Annotated in this window: 10 protein-coding genes and 3 pseudogenes; 9 read left to right on the plus strand and 4 right to left on the minus strand. The window is 64.0% G+C overall.

All coding sequences use genetic code 11. From position 1 onward, the window contains the following. Both BMW76_RS36680 and BMW76_RS36685 read left to right on the plus strand, forming a co-directional pair. Window positions 1-2,355: Ig-like domain-containing protein (locus BMW76_RS36680; protein ID WP_245763541.1), on the plus strand; the 2,355-nt coding region annotated here is incomplete at its 5' end. A 266-nt stretch (window positions 2,356-2,621) separates the two neighbouring features. Further along, complete coding sequence (locus tag BMW76_RS36685) at window positions 2,622-3,959, plus strand: TolC family outer membrane protein (RefSeq protein WP_090873674.1); 1,338 nt, start codon at window positions 2,622-2,624, stop codon at window positions 3,957-3,959. A gap of 263 nt (window positions 3,960-4,222) precedes the next feature. Here the strand turns inward: BMW76_RS36685 and BMW76_RS36690 are convergent, their stop codons facing one another. Then, window positions 4,223-4,534 carry an HU family DNA-binding protein gene (locus tag BMW76_RS36690; RefSeq protein WP_281248592.1) on the minus strand — a complete coding sequence of 104 codons (312 nt, stop codon included), beginning with the start codon at window positions 4,532-4,534 and terminating at the stop codon, window positions 4,223-4,225. 263 nt (window positions 4,535-4,797) lie between these two features. Between BMW76_RS36690 and BMW76_RS36695 the strand changes: the two are divergent. After that, window positions 4,798-5,244 (plus strand): annotated as a pseudogene (locus tag BMW76_RS36695) (SET domain-containing protein). 297 nt (window positions 5,245-5,541) lie between these two features. Here the strand turns inward: BMW76_RS36695 and BMW76_RS36700 are convergent. Further along, a complete protein-coding gene (locus BMW76_RS36700; RefSeq protein WP_090873676.1) occupies window positions 5,542-6,912 on the minus strand; it encodes an FAD-binding oxidoreductase in 1,371 nt (456 codons plus the stop codon). Window positions 6,913-7,740: 828 nt separating this feature from the next. Here BMW76_RS36700 and BMW76_RS36705 point away from each other — a divergent pair. The 6 genes and pseudogenes from BMW76_RS36705 to BMW76_RS36730 form a co-directional block, all read left to right on the plus strand. Next, complete coding sequence (locus BMW76_RS36705) at window positions 7,741-8,616, plus strand: LysR family transcriptional regulator (RefSeq protein WP_090873677.1); 876 nt, start codon at window positions 7,741-7,743, stop codon at window positions 8,614-8,616. 121 nt (window positions 8,617-8,737) lie between these two features. Continuing rightward, window positions 8,738-9,754 carry a succinylglutamate desuccinylase/aspartoacylase family protein gene (locus tag BMW76_RS36710; protein ID WP_090873678.1) on the plus strand — a complete coding sequence of 339 codons (1,017 nt, stop codon included), beginning with the start codon at window positions 8,738-8,740 and terminating at the stop codon, window positions 9,752-9,754. Window positions 9,755-9,813: 59 nt separating this feature from the next. Next, the gene (locus BMW76_RS36715; protein WP_090873679.1) at window positions 9,814-11,172 is read left to right on the plus strand and encodes an MFS transporter; all 1,359 of its coding nucleotides are present in this window, start codon (window positions 9,814-9,816) and stop codon (window positions 11,170-11,172) included. Window positions 11,173-11,187: 15 nt separating this feature from the next. Next, window positions 11,188-12,093, plus strand: coding sequence for an MBL fold metallo-hydrolase (locus BMW76_RS36720; protein ID WP_090873680.1), 906 nt, complete (start codon window positions 11,188-11,190; stop codon window positions 12,091-12,093). A 4-nt stretch (window positions 12,094-12,097) separates the two neighbouring features. Then, a pseudogene (locus tag BMW76_RS42315) lies at window positions 12,098-12,309 on the plus strand (amino acid ABC transporter permease); the annotation flags it as partial. Between the two features lie 192 nt (window positions 12,310-12,501). Then, window positions 12,502-12,647, plus strand: a pseudogene (locus tag BMW76_RS36730) (PPC domain-containing DNA-binding protein); the annotation flags it as partial. Window positions 12,648-13,042: 395 nt separating this feature from the next. Here the strand turns inward: BMW76_RS36730 and BMW76_RS36735 are convergent. Beyond that, window positions 13,043-13,774, minus strand: a complete 732-nt coding sequence (locus tag BMW76_RS36735; RefSeq protein ID WP_245763543.1) for an OmpA family protein — start codon at window positions 13,772-13,774, stop codon at window positions 13,043-13,045. A gap of 64 nt (window positions 13,775-13,838) precedes the next feature. Beyond that, on the minus strand, window positions 13,839-20,060 hold the full coding sequence (locus BMW76_RS36740) for an ESPR-type extended signal peptide-containing protein (RefSeq protein WP_090873682.1): 6,222 nt from the start codon (window positions 20,058-20,060) through the stop codon (window positions 13,839-13,841). Window positions 20,061-20,367 lie beyond the last annotated feature (307 nt).

Genomic DNA, 20,367 nt, shown 5'->3' on the forward strand with positions numbered 1-20,367 from the left:
ACGCTGAACGTCACCGGGCTCGAGAGCGGCGCCACGGTTGAATATTCCACCGATGGCGGCCACACGTGGAGCGCAAGTTTCAGCGCGAGCGAGGGCGTCAACGATGTCCAGGTCCGCCAGACCGACGTCGCCGGCAATGTCTCGAACGCGACCAGCTTCAGCTTCACGCTCGACACGTCGGCGGCCGCGCCAGTTGTTGCACTCACGACCGACTCGGGTAGCAGCGCCACCGACCACATCACCAATACCGGCACGCTGAACGTCACCGGCATCGAGAGCGGCGCCACCGTCCAGTATTCGGTTGATGGCGGCCACACGTGGAGCGGCAGCTTCAGCGCGAGCGAAGGTCTCAACAATGTCCAGGTCCGTCAGACCGATATCGCCGGCAATGTCTCCGGCGCGACGAGCTTCAGCTTCACGCTCGACACGTCGGCGGCCGCGCCGGGCGTTGCGCTCACCACCGACTCGGGCAGCAGCGCCACCGACCACATCACCAATACCGGCACGCTGAACGTCACCGGCATCGAGAGCGGCGCCACCGTCCAGTATTCGGTTGATGGCGGCCATACGTGGAGTTCCACCTTCAGCGCCACCGAAGGCGTCAACAACCTCCAGGTCCGCCAGACCGATATCGCCGGCAATGTCTCGAACGCCACGAGTTTCAGCTTTACCCTTGACACGACGCCGCCGTCGCTCCTGTCGTGGCAGTACAAGGGAAACACGCTGACCGCCAACGCTGACACGTCCAACGTCTGGAAAGTCGGGGTTCACGACAACACGACGTCGACTGACTACAGCGCAACGCAACAATCCGCGGGAACATGGACCGTCTCACAGCAAGGGCTCAATAACCACTCGCTGACCGTGACCGAGTGGGACCTCGCAGGCAACACGCTATCCTCCACGAACAAGGCCCCCGCGGGTGCGGCCGGTTCCGGCATCAATCTCGCGCTGGCAGACCCATCGAGCCACGCGGCCGATCTCTCGGTAACGATCGCGGGCGTTCCGTCCGATTGGCACCTGAATGCCGGAACCGACCTCGGCAACGGCACGTGGGCCGTCCCCGCAAACGATCTGAGCGCGCTCAGTGTCACGCCGCCGGCTTCGTTCACGGGCGCGACCGTTCTCACGGTCACCGAGAACTGGACCAACGCCGACGGCAGCCACGCGACGCTCACAGTCGCCGATAACGTCGAAGCGTATGCCGCCAATGCACCGATCTTCGCGTGGTCCGGCGACGATCACCTGACGGGTTCAGCCGGCAGCGATCTGTTCGTCTTCGCGCAGCCAATCGGCAACGATACGGTGCACGACATGAACGTCGCGGCCGACAAGATCGATCTCGTCGGCTTCACGGGCATCACGAGCTTCACCGATCTGCAAGCCCATCTGACCGACGATGCCCACGGCAACGCACTGATCACACTCGGCGCGAACGAAACCATCACCGTGCTTGGCGTCCACTCGGCCGATCTCACCGCGGGCAACTTCGTATTTGATCAGACGCCCGTCATGTCGAATGCGGGCATCATGACACTGAACGATGGCGCGATGCTTCCGCTGGGTGGCACGATCGACAACACGGGGGCAATCGCGCTGGCTTCGACGGGCCACGAGACAGACCTCGAAATCCTCGTCAGGGACGCAACGCTGAAAGGCGGCGGAAACGTGACGCTCTCCGACGATAGCCATAACGTGATCTTCGGCGGCACTGCGGATGCAACGCTCATCAACGCCGACAATACGATCTCCGGCGCGGGTCAGATCGGTGCGGGCCAACTCAGCCTCGTCAATGGCGGGACGATCGTCGCGAACGGCACCCATTCGCTGCTGATCGACACAGGAAGCAACGCCGTCGTCAACACTGGCACGCTCGAAGCAACAGGCGCAGGAGGCCTCGAAATCAACGGCGCCGTGGCCAACTCGGGCAACCTGTGGGCCAACGGTGGCAACCTGATGGTTCACGGTGATGTCACGGGTAGCGGCAGTGCGATGATCAGCGGCGCAGCGATGCTCGAGTTCGGCGCTGCATCGGCGGCCAACACGACCTTCGCCGACGGTGCGGCAGGCACGCTCAAGCTCGACCAGGCCGCCAGCTTTACCGGCACCGTGTCGGGATTCGCAGCTGGCGACACCCTCGATCTGGCAGACGTGCTGAACACCGACAACACCACGCTCAGCTTCGCGGCCAATGCCGCGGGAACAGGCGGCACGCTGACCGTCAGCGATGGCGTGCATACGGCGAACATCTCGATGCAAGGCAACCTGTCTGGCACCGGATTCCATCTGGCGCATGACCAGGGCAGCGGGACGATCGTCACCTACGTCGCACCTCCGCATATCCAGGAGTATTAAACGCAGCACACGTCAAGCGAGCCCGAGCCGGCCGCCGACCGGCTCGGGCATCGCTAGCGGATGCTTCGATTCTCAACGTCTTGCTCTCGAAATCTGAAGAAGTCGATGTTCCGTATCGGGTATCCCGTCAACGGAAGTTGCGCTTCTTGAAGCCGCAACGTGTGTCCAGTAACATGAGTCGCCATGCGGTTCCGGGTCGGGGAAATGTGGGTTCGTGCTTATGCACCCCGGAATGCAAGCCGCCCATGCGTTACAGGAAACGCACAATGAACAACAACAAGCTCTTGCCTGCCCTGCTCGTGCTGGTGTCAGGGTTCGCGCTATCGCATTCGCATGCAGGTGCGCAAACCCTTCAGGAAGCAGTCGAGCAAGCTGTCAGAACCAACCCCGAGGTGCTGGCCACGACGCATAACCGGGAAGCGGCAGATCAAGGGCTGAAAGGTGCGCAGGCCGGATACTGGCCTCGCCTCGACCTCGACGCCGCCATTGGACGCGAACGGCGGGACGACGCGGAGACGCGCCTGCTCGGCGTGAGTCAAACAACGTTCACCCATCGCACGACCAGCGTGACGCTGTCGCAAATGCTGTTCGACGGTTTCGGCGTCAAGAGCGAGGTCGCGCGTCAGAAAGCCCGCATCGATTCTTCGGCCAATGCTGTGGCCACCACTTCGGAAGACGTGGCGCTGCGCGTCGTGGGCGCGTATCTCGAAGTCTTGCGCCGCCAGGAAACGACGGCCGCCGCCGAGGACAATATCGAAGCGCATCGCCGCATCTATGAGCAGATCAGGCTGCGCAGCGAGCGTGGCGTAGGACGCCGCGCCGATCTTTATCAGGCAGAGACCAGACTGGCTCTCGCCCAGGACAATTTGCGTTCCGAACAGAGCAGCCTGAAAGATGCAGAGATCGCTTATGCTCGTCTGGTCGGCGGGCCGCCTGGGGCACTCGTCAAGCCAGTCGCACCGGAGAGAGACATTCCGCCGAGCGCGCAACTGGCCGTCGACGCGGCACTGGCCTATCACCCCGCGCTCGCAGGCGCCGAGGCGGACGTCGAGCAGGCGCGCGCCCAATACGATGTCGCAAAGTCCGCACTATGGCCGCGCCTCGATCTCGAACTCAGCACATTGAATGACCGTGAGGGCATTCTTGGCCCGACCAACGACCGGCGCGTCATGCTGCGGCTTCGCTATAACATCTTTCAGGGCGGCGCCGATAAGGCTCGAATCGGCGAGACGCATGCTCAGGTCCGCGAAGCCGAGGAGACACGCAATCGCACGCGCCGCCAGATCGAGGAAAGCGAGTCGCTCGCCTTCAACGCTTACCTCACGGCACGCGACCGGGTTGTCGTGCTGAAGCAATACGTCGATTCCAGCGCGGCGACCCGCGAGGCGTATTCGTTGCAGTTCGGCATCGGACAACGCTCGCTGCTCGACCTGCTCAACGCGGAGAACGAGTACTACAACGCGCGCACCGACTATATCGGCGGTCAGTATGCGCAGGCGGCGAGCGCATACCGGGTGTTCGCGGGCATGGGGCAACTGCTCGACGCGCTGCGTGTTGCAATGCCAGCTGAGGCTGTCGCGATCCACAGCGCGCGAGTGCCGTAACCATCGCGTTGCCCGGCAAAGTGTCCAGGCGATCGCAGGCGAGCCGCTTTCTGCCTTTGCTTTGCCAGATGACACACAACAGGCACAAACGCGAGCGCCTTGCTTCTTCCGCGCGCCGCGCGCGACCTTGCACGCAATCGGGCGCATCAAAAACAACAGGCGGCCGACTCTTCGATCAGGTTGCGATCTCAACCAGTCTCGCAAGACGGGATCACATGGCCGTGAAGGTCCGATGGCGCTTGTGCGCGCTGGACGCTGCCTGTTCACGCCGCATTCACGGCGTCCTTGAAAGTCTTGCCAGCCGAGAACTTCACGGTTTTCGCGGCGGGAATCGTGATAGTCTCGCCCGTCGACGGATTGCGCCCGCTACGTTCGGCGCGGGCGCCCGTCGAAAACGAACCGAAACCGAGCAGCTGGACGGTCTCGCCGCGCGTCACGGCCGCCGTCACGGTTTCGAGGATGGCATCAAGGGCTTCGGCCGTGCTGGCCTTGCTTTCACCCGTGGTGGTGGCGACCGCTTCGATGAGTTCGTGTTTGTTCATCTTTGAGCTCCTTTGAAAAACACGCCCGCGCATTGCGGACCGGTCGCCTACCCTACCGCACGTGTACGGCGCAAGGCAACCCATGAGGTCTTGAAGAAGACAGGACAGCGTTTTCCCCGCAAAATGCCGCTTCCTTTTATGGGCCGGTTTTGGTGAAGCCAGGGCGGGCCGCGATGCGCCACTGACGGTTGATTGCACGTGCTGGTTGGAGTCGTTGAATAAGGGCAATCGCAGCGATATCCTTCGCGCCTGAACGGCATCGCCGAAGACAGAGACGTACGGAAGCAACTGACGCAATGCGACTGGGACGCATCACAGCATGCCGCTCATTGGTGCATGGCAAGGGACTCTTTACGCTGCAGCCTATTGCCGCCGGCGAGCGGCTCATCGAATACAAGGACGAAGTGACCAGCTGGCGACGAGCTGCCGCCCGATAGCGATCGGAGATCGGGCACACACTCGCGTTCGGCCTTTCCGACGGACGTGTGATCGATGGCAGCCGCGGAGGGAACAGTGCCCGTTTTCTGAACCATGCATGTACGCCCAACTGCGAGGCAATCGAAACAGGCGGCCGCGTCTTCATTCACGCACTCACTGCCATCACGAGAGGCGAGTTGTTTATCGATTACGGCCTCGTCATCGACGGCGAGATCACCGAGGACATCCGGGCACAGTACGCATGTCATTGCGGTACTTCCGCGTGCCGTCGATCGATGCTCGGCGGCAACGCGACAACGCCATGACCGAGTCGCGCGTTCAGACGGATTCCACTGGCGGACAACAATCTTCCAATCTGCAGGGGGCAAAACATTTCATTTTTCGCTCGCCACCGTCACGTGGACTTTTGTAAGATCCCCGTGCAAAAATCCAAACGCTGATTTGACCCGTTCGTCGCGCCGATCGGATTCGGCGCGACGTAGATGCCCTTCAAACGCGCGCGACACGCGCAAGTCACCCAGCGACGACGATGGCAATGTCGGCCGCATGTTTCCACTGAACATCACTACGCGGCGCGGGCGCGCGAGGCCGCGCGCGTAGGTTCACGCTTTCGGGCTAATGTTCTGGTTGACCCGAAAGAGGTTCCTCGGATCGTACTTCGCCTTGATCGAGGCAAGGCGCGTGTAGTTCCCGCCGTAGCTCAGTTCGACCCGGTTCCCGGCCTCGTCGGCGTCCATGAAGTTGACGTAAGCGCCTTCCAGATTGAACGGGTGGACGGCCTCCCAGTAGGCACGGCCCCACGTCTTCAGTGCCTCGGCGTCCTTGGGCTCCGGACTGATCGCCGCAATGACCATCGAAAAAGACGCGTCCCGCGCGCTCCATGGCGTGGCATCCTTGGCGACCCGCCGAACGGCGCCGTCTATCGGATAAAGGTGCATCAGGCAGAAAGGAGTGGGTGCCTCGAGCGCGTTGGCGATGTGCACATCGATCGCCTCGTCAGGCAACGCCTTGACGAAGTCGCCCTTCCAATACCACTGCAAGCCTTTAGGAAAGAAGGGATCGAAGAGACTGTTGATGGCAGTCCACGGCATCTCACTCATCCAGTTGAACAGCGGAGCAGGCAGTTTTTCGAGCAGCGAGGCCATGACCTTATTGCCCTCTTCGATCGGCCCGTTGAAAGCACCGATCAGAGCGCAGGCGCGCTTGTTCCAGTGCTCCCTGGGGAATGGATCGGTCGGAGGCACGGTTTTGAGGCCGACAAAGAGGCCGAGTTCTTCGGGAGCGTCTGGGATGAAGTCGCGGTACATCGCCATAACTTGCCTGGCTTCCCGGGCGTCCCAGAAGATCGGACCGGCGAACACCATTTTGGCCGGGTGGGCCTGGAACAGAAAGCTTGTGACCACGCCGAAGTTACCGCCGCCACCGCGCACTGCCCAGAAGAGGTCAGCGTGCTGATCCTTGTTAGCGGTGACGAAAGAGCCGTCGGCCAGCACTACATCCACCTCCAGCAAATTATCGATGGTGAGGCCATGCTTGCGCGTGAGGTAGCCGGTACCTCCGCCCAAAGTCAGACCTGCGACGCCTGTGCTACCGACGATGCCCAGTGGTACCGCGAGGCCGAATGCGTGTGTTGCGTGATCGACATCCGCTGCAGTGCAGCCCGGATCGACACGCACGGTGCGGCTCGCAGGGTCGACACGCACGCTACGCAACTGGGACAGGTCGATGACGAGCCCGCCCTCGCAACTCCCCAGACCAGGCCCGCTGTGCCCGCCTCCGCGGATTGCGAGAAGCAGTTCGTTTTCGCGCGCATAGTTGACCGCCGCTATCACGTCGGCAGCATCGGTGCAGCGCGCGATCACCTTGGGCCGCTTATCGATCATGCCGTTGTACAGCGCTCGCGCCTCATCATAGTCCTCGTCTGACGGACCGATCAGCCTGCCGCGAAATCCCTGAATCGCGAACTCGTTCATGACGCTGCCTCCTTGAACAGTTAATTCATCGCGCACCCACGCGCGACGATGCGCCGACGTATCAAGAAGCCGCGCGCCGAACTGTCGATAAGGACAAAATCTGGCGCATGGAATCAAATCGGCACAGCGCACCCTATCCGGTAGCCATTCGCGAGCTTGGCCTCGCACATCACTTGAAAAAAAGCATAGTGCTCCCACGCAAAGGCCGTGAGGAATTTGCGATTGCCGACACTCATAGCAAGACGAGCGAGGGCCCTACCGAATGAAGCCCGACAAATCGGCGCCCGCTCTGTGGTCCAAAAAGCACGCCCCCAGCCGGAGACTTGATCAGCGAGAGGGCTTTTAGTGTCCAACGCTGACTCAAATGATCATTTGAATGGCCGCCGGGTCGCAACTATGCATTCGCTTGCAGTGAAAGCTGACCTTCGCCGCCGCCGAAGTGGGGAATGTGGGCAAAGTGACTGCGTAGCCGCCTGAGGGGTGCGGTACGGCCGAATTCTGCGCAAGCTGGGCCGTCGTGTTCAGGAGTAATGCAGCCGTTCTAATGGCGGGTTGCGGCACTCGCTGAACGGCAGGTTGTGGCCGATCCTCGCCAAACACAAACATAATCCCGCCGTGCCGCCAGCGCCAACGCGCGACCCGGCAGCCGCAGCCGATCAGTGTCCCCTGACGACGAGATGTTCTCCACCACGCGTCACGTGTTTCCTTCCCCTCACGGGCTCGATACCTTCGTGTCAAAAGCCAACCTGGCGAGGAGGCCCGCACAAAACCGGTCGCAAGCGGCCCCTGCTCTATCATTGCCAACTATCTGACCTGTCCGGAACGATCATGGAGCTTCGGCATCTTCGCTATTTCATCGCTGTCGCCGAATTGCGCAGCGTGCGGGCGGCATCTGAACAATTGCATGTGACTCAACCGGCGATTTCACGCCAGATCCAGGACCTCGAAGACGCCATCGGCGCGGCGCTGTTCGACCGCACCTCGCGCGGCCTCAAGCTGACAGCCGCCGGCGATGCGTATCTCGCGGAAGCACGTGACATCCTCGCGCGCGTCGATGCCGCGAACCGCCTCGCGCGCCGCATCGCGGACGGCGTGCAGGGCCATCTGCGCCTCGGTTTCGTCGAAAACGCGGCGTGGAGCGGCATCGTCTCGCATGCGTTGAACGCGTTCGAACAGGCGACACCGCACGTCGCACTTGAACTCACGCCGATGAACACGCCCGAGCAGCTCGACGCGATTGCTGCGGGCCGGCTCGACGGCGGCTTCTGCTACCGCGTCGGCACGCTGCCAGAAGGCATCACGAGCACTCGCGTGCTCGAACAGAACGTCGTGCTTGCCGTGCCGGAAACGTGGCCGCTCGGCCGCGCGGGGTCCATCGCCGCGAACGAGCTGACAGGCAAGCCGTTCATCGCTTTCCCGCGCCGCGTCTATCCTGCTTACTACGACCGTTTGCTCTCGGCATGCGCGGACCGCGGGCTGACGCTCGATATCCGCCAGGAAGCTTCGACTGAAACAGCGATCCTTTCGCTGGTCTCCGCGGGCATGGGCGCCGCGATCGTCAATGCCGCCAACCGCGATCGCCCGCCGGCACGCGTGCGTTTCGTCGAACTGCGCGATCTGTCGGTGCCGTTGCCGCTCGAGTTCTGTTTCTCTTCCGCCCAGACGAACGCCTCGTTAAAGCGCTTCGTCGATCAACTGAAATAGCGGCAGCGGACTCTTCCCGGACGCGATGCCTCCAAGGCATCGCCCGCCGCAGAAAACGGCATTGGCCGCGGCTTTTATCGTCAGCGATAGTAAAGACAACTTCCTCTTTACGGTTCGCGCCATGTCCAATTCCGCTTCGCTCATCGCCACCGATATCGACTTCGAACGCACCGGCTTTCAGACGGGAACGCTGCGGCTGCCGTGGTCGCACGACCGTTCGGCGTACGGCCATATTCCGATTCCGCTCGCCGTGCTCAATGCAGGCGCGGGCACGGGGCCGACCGTCCTGTTGACGGGCGGCAATCACGGCGATGAATACGAAGGTCCTGTCGCGCTGATGAAGCTGCTGCAGCGCCTGCCTTCGATGGCGATACGCGGCCGCCTGATCGTGATTCCCGGCCTGAACTTCCCGGCGTTCGTCAACGGCACCCGCACGTCGCCGATCGACCGCGGCAATCTGAACCGCCTGTTCCCTGGTGCGCGCAACGGACAACCGACGGAGATGATCGCGCATTACATCGAAACCGAACTGCTGCCGCGCGCGGACATCGTGATCGATCTCCACGCAGGCGGCGCTTCGTTCGAGCACGCGCCGACGCTGCTCGCCTCGCCGCCCGCGCAACCCGAACGGCGCGCGCTGTACATGGATCTCGTGCGCACATTCGGCGCGCCGAACACGATGGTCATGGATTTGCTCGGCGAAGACCGCACGTTCGCCGCCGCGGCCGAACGCCACGGCAAGCTTTTCCTGTGCGGCGAATTTGGCGGTCACGCGGGCTGCGATGCGGCCAATCTCGCGATCGTCGAATGCGGCTTGCAGCGCGTGCTGCACCGGCTCGGCATCACACCCGACGAAACACCGTCGCCCGCGAGCAAGACACGTTTCCTTCGCGTCGAAGGCGCACGCCATTACGTGTACTCGCCACTCGCGGGCGTGTTCGAACCCGCGTTCGCGCTCGGCGCACAGGTTCGTGAAGGTCAACTGGCAGGGCGTCTCTTCGATCCGCACCGTCCGTGGCAAGCGCCGCTCGACATTGCGTTTCGCGGCGACGGCAGGGTCATGTGCATGCGGACTTTTGCGCGCGTCGAACCCGGTGACTGCATCGCGCTGCTGGCGTCGGAAGCCAACGTCGATTGAATTCCTAGCGTCCTTGCAGTCAGCAGCCCATGCCACGACTGACCATACGGAGACCACTGATGAGCGCACATCCTATTTCGCCCCAGCCCGCCGATGAGATCGCGCGGAGCACAACGCACGACGGCGTGCGCCACCCTGTCTACATCGTGCTGCTGTTCTTCGTCTGCTTTGCGTTTTCGTATCTGGACCGGCAGGTCGTCAGCATTCTCGTGCAGCCGATCAAGCAGTCGCTCGCGCTAACGGATACGCAAATCGGCTTGCTGCAAGGCTTTTCGTTCACGATGTGCTACGCGACGGCAGGCGTGTTCGTTGCGCGCCTTGTCGACCGCGCTAATCGCGTAAAGCTGATCGCCGCGTGCATTGCAATCTGGGCGATCTCGACCACGGCATGCGGATTCGCATCGAACTTTACGGAGCTGCTGCTCGCTCGCGCCGGCACGGCCGTCGCCGAGGCCGCGCTGAGTCCCGCTGCGCTGTCGATCTTCAGCGACATCTTCGCGCCGCGCCGCGTGGCGCGCGCGAGCAGTGTGTTCATGCTTGGTCCTTACGTCGGCGGCGGTGTGGCGTTGTTCGGCGGCGGCATGCTGCTATCGGCGGCAGCGGGCGGCGGCAACGTCTGGCTCGCCGCGCACGGCATCGCCCCGTGGCAAGCCGTGTTCGTCGTGGTGGGGCTGCCGGGTCTGCTGCTGGCCGCGCTCGTTGCGTTCACGATTCGCGAGCCGGCACGGCTCGAAATCCAGGCACACGCCGCGCATGCGCAAGACGAAATGCCGTCGCTGAAGGACGTGCTCGCTGAACTGTTCGTGCGCAACCGCTTCTGTCTCCCTTACTTCGCTGCGTATGTCGCGCTGATTACGCTGTTCTACTCGCACGCCGCGTGGTTTCCCACGCTGCTGATGCGTCATTTCCATCTTGCACCCAATGTGGTCGGACAGATGGCGGCGCCCGCCTACATGATCGGCGGCATGCTCGGCGTCGTTTGCGCAGGTATGCTCGCGACCCGCGTCACCGACGACACGACATTGCGCCGCGTGCTCGGCTTCTCCGCATGCGCCGTCGTGCTGCTGGTGCCGGCCGCGATCGCCATGCCGCTGGTGGGCGACAGCGGCGCGGCGATCGCGCTCTATGGAATCTGTGCATTCACCGCGAGCATCGCGATGGGCCTTGCGCCCGTGCCCTTGCAGATCGCTGTGCCGAACCGGATGCGCGGCCGTTCGCTCGCGTTGCTGGTCTTCATGACGAACGCGATCAGTGGTGGCGTCGGCCCGTTATCCGTCGGCTATCTGAACGAGCGGCTGGGACAAACGGGCACAAGCCTAGGAACGGCGCTTGCATTGGTCGGCGGCATTTCTGCGCTCGTCAGCGCGATACTCTATGCAATGGCAACGCAGCGAGTATCGGTTGCGAAGGCTCAATGACTTTCGGAGAATACGATGCTTATAGAACACGCTTCACAGGTCCATCGTGTCGGCGCGGCCACCGTTACCCGCGTCGACGAAACCAGCTTCGCGCTTGCGCCCGACCAACTGTTCCCCGCGTGGAATCCAGGCGACGGGCGCGCGCTGGAAGAACGCTTCACCACCGACAGCCTCGATCTCACGAACCGCCGCGTGCCGCTGAAGACGCATCTATGGGTCGTCGAACTGGACGGTCTTACCATCGTCGTCGATACAGGCATCGGAAACGGCAAGTCGCGGCCGTTCAGCGCGCTGTTCGACAGGCTCGACAATCCCGTGCTCGAACGTCTCCATGCTGCGGGCTTCCAGCCGGAGCAAGTCGACCTTGTGCTGCTTACCCATCTGCACGTCGATCATGTCGGCTGGAACACGCATTGGCAGGACGGCCGCTGGGCGCCCGTCTTCCCGAATGCGACGTATGTCTTCGGCGAGCGCGAGCGCGACTATTTCGCCACGCCCGAAAGCGAGGCGCGACGGATGGTGTTCGAGGACAGCGTACTGCCAATCATCAAGGCCGGACAGGCGCGTGCAGTGCCGGACGCGGGCGAAGAGATTCTCGACGGCATCCGCTTTCTGCCGACATTCGGGCACAGCACTGGACATATGGCAATCGAAATTCGCTCACGCGGCGAAACGGCGCTTTTCTCAGGCGACGTGATGCACAGCGCACTGCAGGTCCATCGGCCGGAATGGAACTCGGTGTTCTGCTCCGATCATGAACGCGCCCGCGAATCGCGGCATGGGTTGCTCACTTACGCGGCGGAAACGGGAGCGACCGTGTTTGCCGCGCATTTCGCGGAGACGTCGGCGGGCACTGTAACGCGGGTGGGTAGCGGATTCGAATGGAGTTACGCGCGGGCGCACCGATCCGGCGGTACGTGACGAGAACGTCTACGCAATCATCACGATGGGCACGGCGCTGTCGTCGCTTGTCGGTGTCCACGATCTGATCGATACCGCCAAATTGCCAGCAGCACGGTCGCGCGATCGAGCTTCACCGTGCTCACGTATCTGGCGACGCTGGTCATTTTCTACGCGTATTGTTACCCGATATCGCTGCTTACGCGCTGGCTCAAGAACCGTTTTGTCAATGCGTAGGACGTCTTCGGCAGCGTCGAAAGGGAACGCATCGAGTTCGAGCTCGATGGCGGCAAGCCAGCACTCGGGTCGCAGCGCTCAGCCGTGGCTAATCCCCCGACTGTTCTTCAGCGGTTTCCTCTTGACGCTGAAGAATCCGGGGTCGGGCTTGCAGGATTGAATAAAATAAAACCTGTATCCGCAAACCAGGCCATGCAAGTCGATCCTTTGCGCCTTTCCCCGGTGACGATGTGCGCGACGCGCTCGAAGAGGTGTTGCGTCAGCGTCAGTTGCGCGCGGCCTTCGTCATCCAGGGCGTTGGGACCCTCAGCGTCGCCCAGTTGCGATTCGCGAACGCGGCGTGAACCACGCGGCCGGTGCGACTGCAATCGACGTCCATCTGCTCCCGGCCGCTTTGGCAGCTTCCGGCTGGCCTTCGTCTCTCGACAGCCTCGTCGAGGCGGCCGGGGGCGTCACTACAGTCAGCCCCTGGATGGCACCGGCCAGACGGCATGTCGCACCATGTTGAACTTGCGGATCGTATTCCACGTCTACCGTCTGTAAGCAAATCGTGCCGACCGTCACACGCAGTGCGGCTGAGACGGACAGCATAGCGGTGTTTCCATCAGGTTGCGCATGACATCAACGACGCGGGCTGCGCTCGCCGGCTTTTGCCGGAGAGCGCAGCCCGCGCACCGGATGAACGTGCTCATGATCAGGGCGTTTTACGACTTATATCCGACGGCTGCTTGCGTCACTTACGCCCCTGAACGGTGATCGACACATACCGATCCTGTTGCAGGCACGCGATCAGCGTGCGAGTATCGCCATCCGGACAGTGCGTTCTCGGCTGGCTCGAACCCACGCCTTCCGCGTGAATGATGCTGCCGTCCAGTCCCTGAGCAACGAGATAATCGCGCACCGTGTTGGCCCGCGCGAGCGATAACGGCTCGTTGATTGATTCTGGACCGAGCCTGTCGGTATGGCCCACGACCGTGATTGCGCTCACCTGCTCATGCTTGTGGATGCGTGCGGCTATTTCGTCGAGTTCGGCTTTCGCAGGCGGCAACATGCTCTCGGGTGTCGACTTGCCGAACGGAAACAGCGCATCGTTTTGCAGTGCAAAGTTTTCGAGCGTAGTACCTTCGCCCGCGACCGCACCGGTTCCGGCCGACGCGAGACTGCCGGACTGCTGGCCGCAGCTGAACAGCAGAACACGCGGGTCATTGCGGTTGTCGTCGGCAGCGCGAACGCGGTCGATTCTGTCGATCGCCTGCACCGCCTTGTCGCCGCAGATGCGTTGCGCCACGTCCATGCAGGTCGACGCGCTCTCGAACAGTCCGTGGCACTCGGCCCGGTATGTCCTGACGCCGTTGCTCGCATCGACCGAATAGGCGTTGAAGGTTGGACCACTCGCCGCCGTGCATCCCGTCACGACAAGCACGGCGGTAGACAAAAGGCTTGCAAAAAAGAGTCGATTCATCATGTACTCCATAGACTGTGTGTGGCGAAGAACGCGGGACGCGCCGCTGCGGCCCCGCCTTCGTGACTTACCATTGCATAGCCGCGCCGACGCCGACCGTCGTGCCCCCGGGGCTCATGCCCACGCCGGCTTTCATCTTTACGTTTTCCGTCAGGCGCGCCGTGCCGCCGATCGCCACCGCCTGATAGCCCCTAAAGCCCGCCGTGCCGATACCGAGCGACAGCGTCTTGTCCTTGTCGACTTCCGGAATCATCGTCAGCGCGGTCGCCGCTGCGATGCCTGAATATGCATTGCGCGCGGTCGAATTGATGCCGTTTTGCAGTTCGCTCATGCGGGCGTCGGTGTATGCGTTTGCCTCTGAAAGCGCGGCGTTCAACTGCTGGACGTTGACCGCATCCGTCGGCGCAGTGCCGGCTGCCACATTGATGACCTGCCGGTTCGCCGCAACTGAGCCGACCGCCACCACATTCGCGCGACCGCCGTCGTTACTGTCCGCGCCAAGGGCCGTCGAGCCGCTACCCGTCGACGTTGCGCCGGCACCCACGGCAGTCGAACCATTGCCCGACGCCGTCGAGCCGTTACCCACCGCCGAGCTGTTATTGCCGGAGGCCACGGCCCCCTGGCCGCCCGCCGACGAATTCGATCCGGAGGTCGTCGGCGGCGTGGGCGTGCCGGGCGAGGATGAGAAGCTGCCGCCGTTATTGGTGGTCTGCTGGTTGATCAGTGTCGTGAGCCGGCTTGCCACCGCATCGAGCTGCGATACGTTCACCGCGTCAGTGCCAGCCTTGCCGGCGGCCAGGCCCGTGATCTGCCGGTTGCCGACGTTGACCTCACCCGCCGACGATTGCGGACTGCTCAATCCGTACGCGATGTAATTGCTCAACGCGCCGACCGTCGTTACCGATCCGGCGCCGAGCGCGACGCTGTTCGCAAACGATGCGCTCGCGCCGGCGCCCAACGCGAGCGCGTCGATTGCGCTGCTGTGCGAACCCGAGCCGATGGCGATCGACCCGGCATTGGCCGCGCTGGCATTCGCGCCCTGGGCGATCGACTGCGCGCCGCTGGCGATCGAGCCGCTGCCCACCGCAATCGCATCCGCCTGTGCCGAACTCGCAGCCTGCCCGATCGCGACGCCCCCCGGCGCTGTCGAGTCGACGATTGCGCCATTGCCGACGCCTACGCCGTTGTCGCCGTTGACCACCGTCGTCGGCCCGACGGCGATCGACTCGGCGCCGACCGCGAGCGAATCCGCTGCCGTCGAGTTCGCGTGGAAGTACATCTGCCCCGTCACGGCGAACGACGATAGCGCGCCCGCCAGCTGCCGGATGGTCACGGCATCATGCGCCTGCGTGCCGTCGGCGACATTCGTCAACTGGCGATACGTGTTGCCGCTCGCGCTGCCAAGGGACACGGCGCCGAGCAGTGTCAGATCGGCTGTGTTGAACGGAATCGAGTGCGTGCCGTTGGCAATCGAGCCAACGCCCGACAGCACGGCGCGGTCGGACACCGAACCCGAGCCGATGGCGACGCCGCCCGCCACCGATGCACTCGACAGCGCACCAAGCGCCACCGCGTTGTCCGCGAGCGCAGAAGCGCCATTGCCGCCGGCAAAGCTGCTCGCACCGTTTGCTGTCGCCGCCACGCCCGCAGCCAGCGCATCAAGGCCGGTCGCACCGTCGTTGTTGTAGTTGCCGCCGTGCGTGCCGCCGTCATTGACGCTGTAGTAGTGCTTGGCGTTCGCCGTCACCACGCTGGCCAGGTTATCGACTGCCTGATCGGTCGCGTAGAGCTGCGAGCCGTTCACTGCATCGGTACTGCTCGCACTGACACGGCCTGCGGCCACATTGGTCACGGTGCGCTCATGCCCCACGCTGCCGACACTGACCGTGCTCGTGGGTGCCGTACCGGCATACGTATAAGCGGTGCCATTGATCGTGTCGCCCGTTGTCGGCACGGCGACGGCCGTCGTCGAGCCGCTGCCGAGCGCCACGTCGTTCGCGTTGCTCGCCGTCGCGCCCTGGCCAAGAGCGGTGCTACTCGCGCCGGCAGCGACGGTTCCCACTCCCGCCGCAAGCGCATTGAGGCCGGCCGCGCCGTCGTTGTTGTAGTTGCCGCCCTGAATGCCGCCGTCGTTGACGCTGTAGTAGTGCGTCTTGTCAGCGGCCACGGTCGTCGCGAGAGCGTCGATCGCCTGATTGCTCTGGTACAACTGCGAGCCGTTCACGGCGTCCGTGCTCGTCGCGCTCAGACTGCCCGCCGCCACATTCTGGATCTGCCGCTCGGCGCCAGCCGCACCCACGCTTACCACGCTGCCCGGATTGGTGCCGGCGAAGCTGTAGACCGTGCCATTGATCGTCGTGCTCGCGGTCGGTGTTGCTGTGCCTGTTTGCGAGCCCGAGCCTAGCGCGACGCTGTTAGCGGATGTCGCGCTCGCGCCGGCGCCCAACGCGAGCGCGTCGATTGCGCTGCTGTGCGAACCCGAGCCGATGGCGATCGACCCGGCATTGGCCGCGCTGGCATTCGCGCCCTGGGCGATCGACTGCGCGCCGCTCGCGATCGAGCCGCTGCCCACCGCAATCGCATCCGCCTGTGCCGAACTCGCAGCCTGCCCGATCGCGACGCCACCCGGCGCTGTCGAGTCGACGATTGCACCATTGCCGACGCCTACGCCGTTGTCGCCGTTGACGACCGTCGTCGGACCGACGGCGATCGACTCGGCGCCGACAGCGAGCGAATCCGCTGCCGTGGAGTTCGCATGGAAGTACATCTGCCCCGTCACGGCAAATGATGACAGCGCGCCGGCCAACTGCCGGATCGTCACGGCGTCATGCGCCTGCGTACCGTCGGCGACATTCGTCAACTGGCGATACGTGTTGCCGCTCGCGCTGCCGAACGACACGGCGCCGAGCAGCGTCAGGTCGGCGGTGTTGAACGGAATCGAGTGCGTGCCGTTGGCAATCGAGCCAACGCCCGACAGCACGGCGCGGTCGGACACCGAACCCGAGCCAATCGCGACGCCGCCCGCCACCGATGCACTCGACAGCGCGCCAAGCGCCACCGCGTTGTCCGCGAGCGCAGAAGCGCCATTGCCGCCGGCAAAGCTGCTCGCCCCGCTCGCCGTTGCCGCCACGCCCGCAGCCAGCGCATTAAGGCCGGTCGCACCGTCGTTGTTGTAGTTGCCGCCTTGCGTACCACCGTCGTTGACGCTGTAGTAGTGCGTCTTGTCGGCGGCGACGGTCGTTGCCAGGCTGTCGATCGCCTGGTTGGTCTGGTAGAGCTGCGAGCCATTCACGGCATCCGTGCTGCTCGCGCTCAGGCTGCCCGCTGCCACATTCTGGATCTGCCGCTCCACACCTGCCGCGCCCACGCTCACGACGCTCGTCGGGTTGCCGCCCGCAAAGCTGTACACCGTCCCGTTGATTGTCGCGCTCGCGGTGGGCGTTGCGGTGCGCGTCTGGGAACCGGCACCCAGCGCGACATCGCCCGCGTTGTTGGCGACCGCGTTCGGGCCTATCGCAACGCTGTCGGTCCCGAGCGCCTGGCTGTCCGTCGCCGTCGAATTCGCGTGGAAATACTTGATGCCCGGCGCGCTGCCGCCGCCGGTGATGGCGGTGATGAGATTCTGCACCGACGTATAGGTGTTGCCGCCATAGCTGAGGCTCGTAGTCAGTGCCCCTGTCGTGCTGTTGTACGTCGTGCCGCCGCCGAGACTCGAGGCCACGCTGTTGCCGAGATTCGTCACCTGGCCGCCTATCGTGTCGATGGCGCTGTCGGCGGCAAAGAGCTGCGAGCCGTTCACCGCGTCAGTACTGGACGCGCTCACGCGCCCGGCTGCGACGTTGGTCAGCTGACGCGGCGCCGCTGCGGTGCCAACACTGACCACACCAGCCGGTGCACCGCCCGCGTAGATCACGCTCGCGCCGTTGACGGTGCCGCTACCGGTAGGCACCGCGGCGGACGTGACCGTCGCCCCTTGGCCGAGCGCCACGTTGGAACCTGAGACGCCGCTCGCGATACTCGCGCCCTGGCCCAGCACCGTGGAATTCGCGACACCGTTGTCCGTAGCCTGATTGCCGACCACGAGCGAGGCCGCGCCCGTCGCGGACGCGCCGAAGCCGCCCGCCGCCGCGTTCGCACCGGAGGAGACCGGCTGTGTCGACGTGACGGAATTGTTGGACACGAACGGGCCTACGGTGCCGCTCGTCAGGCTGTCGACTGCCTGGTTGGTCGCATACAGTTCGCTGCCGTTCACCGCGTCGGTGCTGCTTGCGCTCACGCGGCCTGCCGCGAGATTCGTGAGCGTTCGCTCATTGCCCGCAGACCCGATGCTCACCGTGCTGCCGGGCGTCGTGCCTTGCACCGCATGCGTCACGCCACCCACCGTGACGGTCGCCGTGTCGACGGCCGCGGCAGTCGTGCTGCCGGCGCCGAGTGCGACTGCGTTTGCATTGCTCGCCGACGCGCCCGCGCCCAGCGCAATTGCGCCGCCCAGGTTTGCCACGGCCGAGTCGCCGAGTGCCAGCGCGCTTGCGCCCGTCGCGTTGCTCGCGTTGCCTAGCGCGACGGCGCCCTGGCCGCTCGCGGTGTTGCCGTTGCCCTGCGCGACCGCGCCGTTGCCGGTGGCCGTGTTGTCGGCGCCCACTGCAATTGCGCCATTGCCCGTCGCGCTATTCGGATCGCCGATGGCGACGGCGCCGTTTCCGCTAACTGTCTGCGCCTGACCGAGCGCGACGGCACCCGTCCCGCTCAGCACCTGGGAGCCGTGGCCGCCAGCTATCGAACCGGCCCCGGCCACCGCCGCAACCGTGTTGCTGTCGCCAATGGCCACCGTCGACGCCGCGAGGGCTTGCGACGTAAAGCCAACCGCCGTCGCATTGCCGTTGCTTGCGACCGTCTGGCTGCCCAGCGCGACCGCGCTCGTTCCCGACGCCGTTGCGTTCGTACCCATCGCGATGGCATTGGCATTGGTGCCCGTGCCAGCCGAATCGCCTATCGCAATCGACGAAGAGCCGCCCGAGTTCGCGCCCGAGCCGATCGCAACAGCGCGGATGCCCGAGGCCGCGGCGCCCGCCACTGTCGTAGGCGACGACGAACCGCCTTCCGCGACGGTATCCATCGCACCCAGCGCTATCGCATTGGTGCCGGTGGCCTTCGCGCCGTTCATCATGCCGAGCGAGTTGAGTCCCGAGGCCGACGCTCCCGCGCCCAACGCGACTGCATCCAGTGCCGAAGCTGAGGCCAGTGTGCCGGCGGCGACCGAAGAGGGACCTGATGCCGTGACATCCGTGCCCAGACCAACGGCCCCGGCCGCCGTTGCGCCGGTGCCCGCGACGGTGCGCGCGCCGAGATATACGGCATTAAGGCCGCTCGCGATGGACTGAAAGCCGACGGCGACAGCGTGAGTCCCGGAGCTGGTGGCGGTATAGCCCAGCGCAACCGCTGCTGCCCCGCTGCCCACGGCCTGGAAGCCGAAGGTGGCGGCATAGTCGCCGGTGGAAGTCACATCCGTGCCGATGCCAATGGACGACTGTCCGCTCGATCCCGTGCCTGCGGCCGTGCGCGCACCGAGATACAGCGAGTTGACGCCCGTGGCGCTGGCTCCGGAACCCACAGCAACGCCATTGATTTGCGAACCGACGGCGCCGGTGCCTACTGCCACGGCGCCCGAGGCAACAGCGCTCGAGCTCGAGCCCATGGCGACACCGTTGTTGCCCGTTGCCTTTGCCGAGGGGCCCACAGCGGTCGACAAATTGCCGCTCGAAACCGTGTCGACGCCGATACCAATGGCTCCAGTTCCGCTAGCGGTGACATCGGTACCGATGCCAATTGCCGACTCTGCGGTCGCGCCGGTACCGGGAGCCGCGCGGGCGCCCAGGTAAACTGCGTTGGTAGCAGCGGCAATGGCTTGATAGCCAAAGGCTGAGGCATTGATTCCCGTAGCGTTAGCTGCATAGCCAACGGCAGTGGCGCCGCCGCCAGTCGCCGTCGACTGAAAGCCCACACACGTGGTGCCGCCACTATAGAAGTTGTAGGGCGCCGAGGCGCAGCTAAGCTGCGCCTGTGCCTGCGCAGACCATCCGCCCAGACCCATCAGCAACAGCACGGTGACGAAACGCGCATTGAAATCGTGCGGCGTCGATGCACCATATTCACCTGGTTCATCGCTTTTCCCGTCGCAGACAGAGGCGGCCGCCCTTGACTTCCCCTTGCCGCGCGAGCTGTCCAACTCCGATGCCGCGACGAAGGCGCCTAGCGCTTTGTTCCAAATGGTCCGATATGCCTTGTTCATGTCGTTGCCCCGCTGAATAAATGAAATGCGAAGTAGTACGGGCGTGTGCACGCCTCCAGTTACTTAGGATATCTATTTACTGCGCGTGAAGCGTCTCTCAGTGGCGAGGTGCTTTAGCGTCGGGTTTGCTGAAAGCCGCTTATAACCTTGATGAATGACGAATCGTCAGTGCGAGCGAAGAGCACTTCCCGCACAATGAATTCGCATTTAAAGGAAAAGCGAGCCTCAACGGGATATCCGGTTTTCCGACTACCTGACCGCTGGGACGATTGATGGCTTGCCGCGTTATGAAGGTCCAAACGGGCGC

Source organism: Paraburkholderia diazotrophica, from assembly GCF_900108945.1.
In the GTDB taxonomy this organism is placed as follows: domain Bacteria; phylum Pseudomonadota; class Gammaproteobacteria; order Burkholderiales; family Burkholderiaceae; genus Paraburkholderia; species Paraburkholderia diazotrophica.

Excerpts from the sequence above, each read along its gene's own strand:
- BMW76_RS36735 (WP_245763543.1), bottom strand. The coding sequence starts at position 13,774 with ATGATGAATCGACTCTTTTTTGCAAGCCTTTTGTCTACCGCCGTGCTT.
- BMW76_RS36685 (WP_090873674.1), top strand. The coding sequence starts at position 2,622 with ATGAACAACAACAAGCTCTTGCCTGCCCTGCTCGTGCTGGTGTCAGGG.
- BMW76_RS36710 (WP_090873678.1), top strand. The coding sequence starts at position 8,738 with ATGTCCAATTCCGCTTCGCTCATCGCCACCGATATCGACTTCGAACGC.
- BMW76_RS36700 (WP_090873676.1), bottom strand. The coding sequence starts at position 6,912 with ATGAACGAGTTCGCGATTCAGGGATTTCGCGGCAGGCTGATCGGTCCG.
- BMW76_RS36720 (WP_090873680.1), top strand. The coding sequence starts at position 11,188 with ATGCTTATAGAACACGCTTCACAGGTCCATCGTGTCGGCGCGGCCACC.
- BMW76_RS36705 (WP_090873677.1), top strand. The coding sequence starts at position 7,741 with ATGGAGCTTCGGCATCTTCGCTATTTCATCGCTGTCGCCGAATTGCGC.
- BMW76_RS36690 (WP_281248592.1), bottom strand. The coding sequence starts at position 4,534 with ATGCGCGGGCGTGTTTTTCAAAGGAGCTCAAAGATGAACAAACACGAA.
- BMW76_RS36740 (WP_090873682.1), bottom strand. The coding sequence starts at position 20,060 with ATGAACAAGGCATATCGGACCATTTGGAACAAAGCGCTAGGCGCCTTC.
- BMW76_RS36715 (WP_090873679.1), top strand. The coding sequence starts at position 9,814 with ATGAGCGCACATCCTATTTCGCCCCAGCCCGCCGATGAGATCGCGCGG.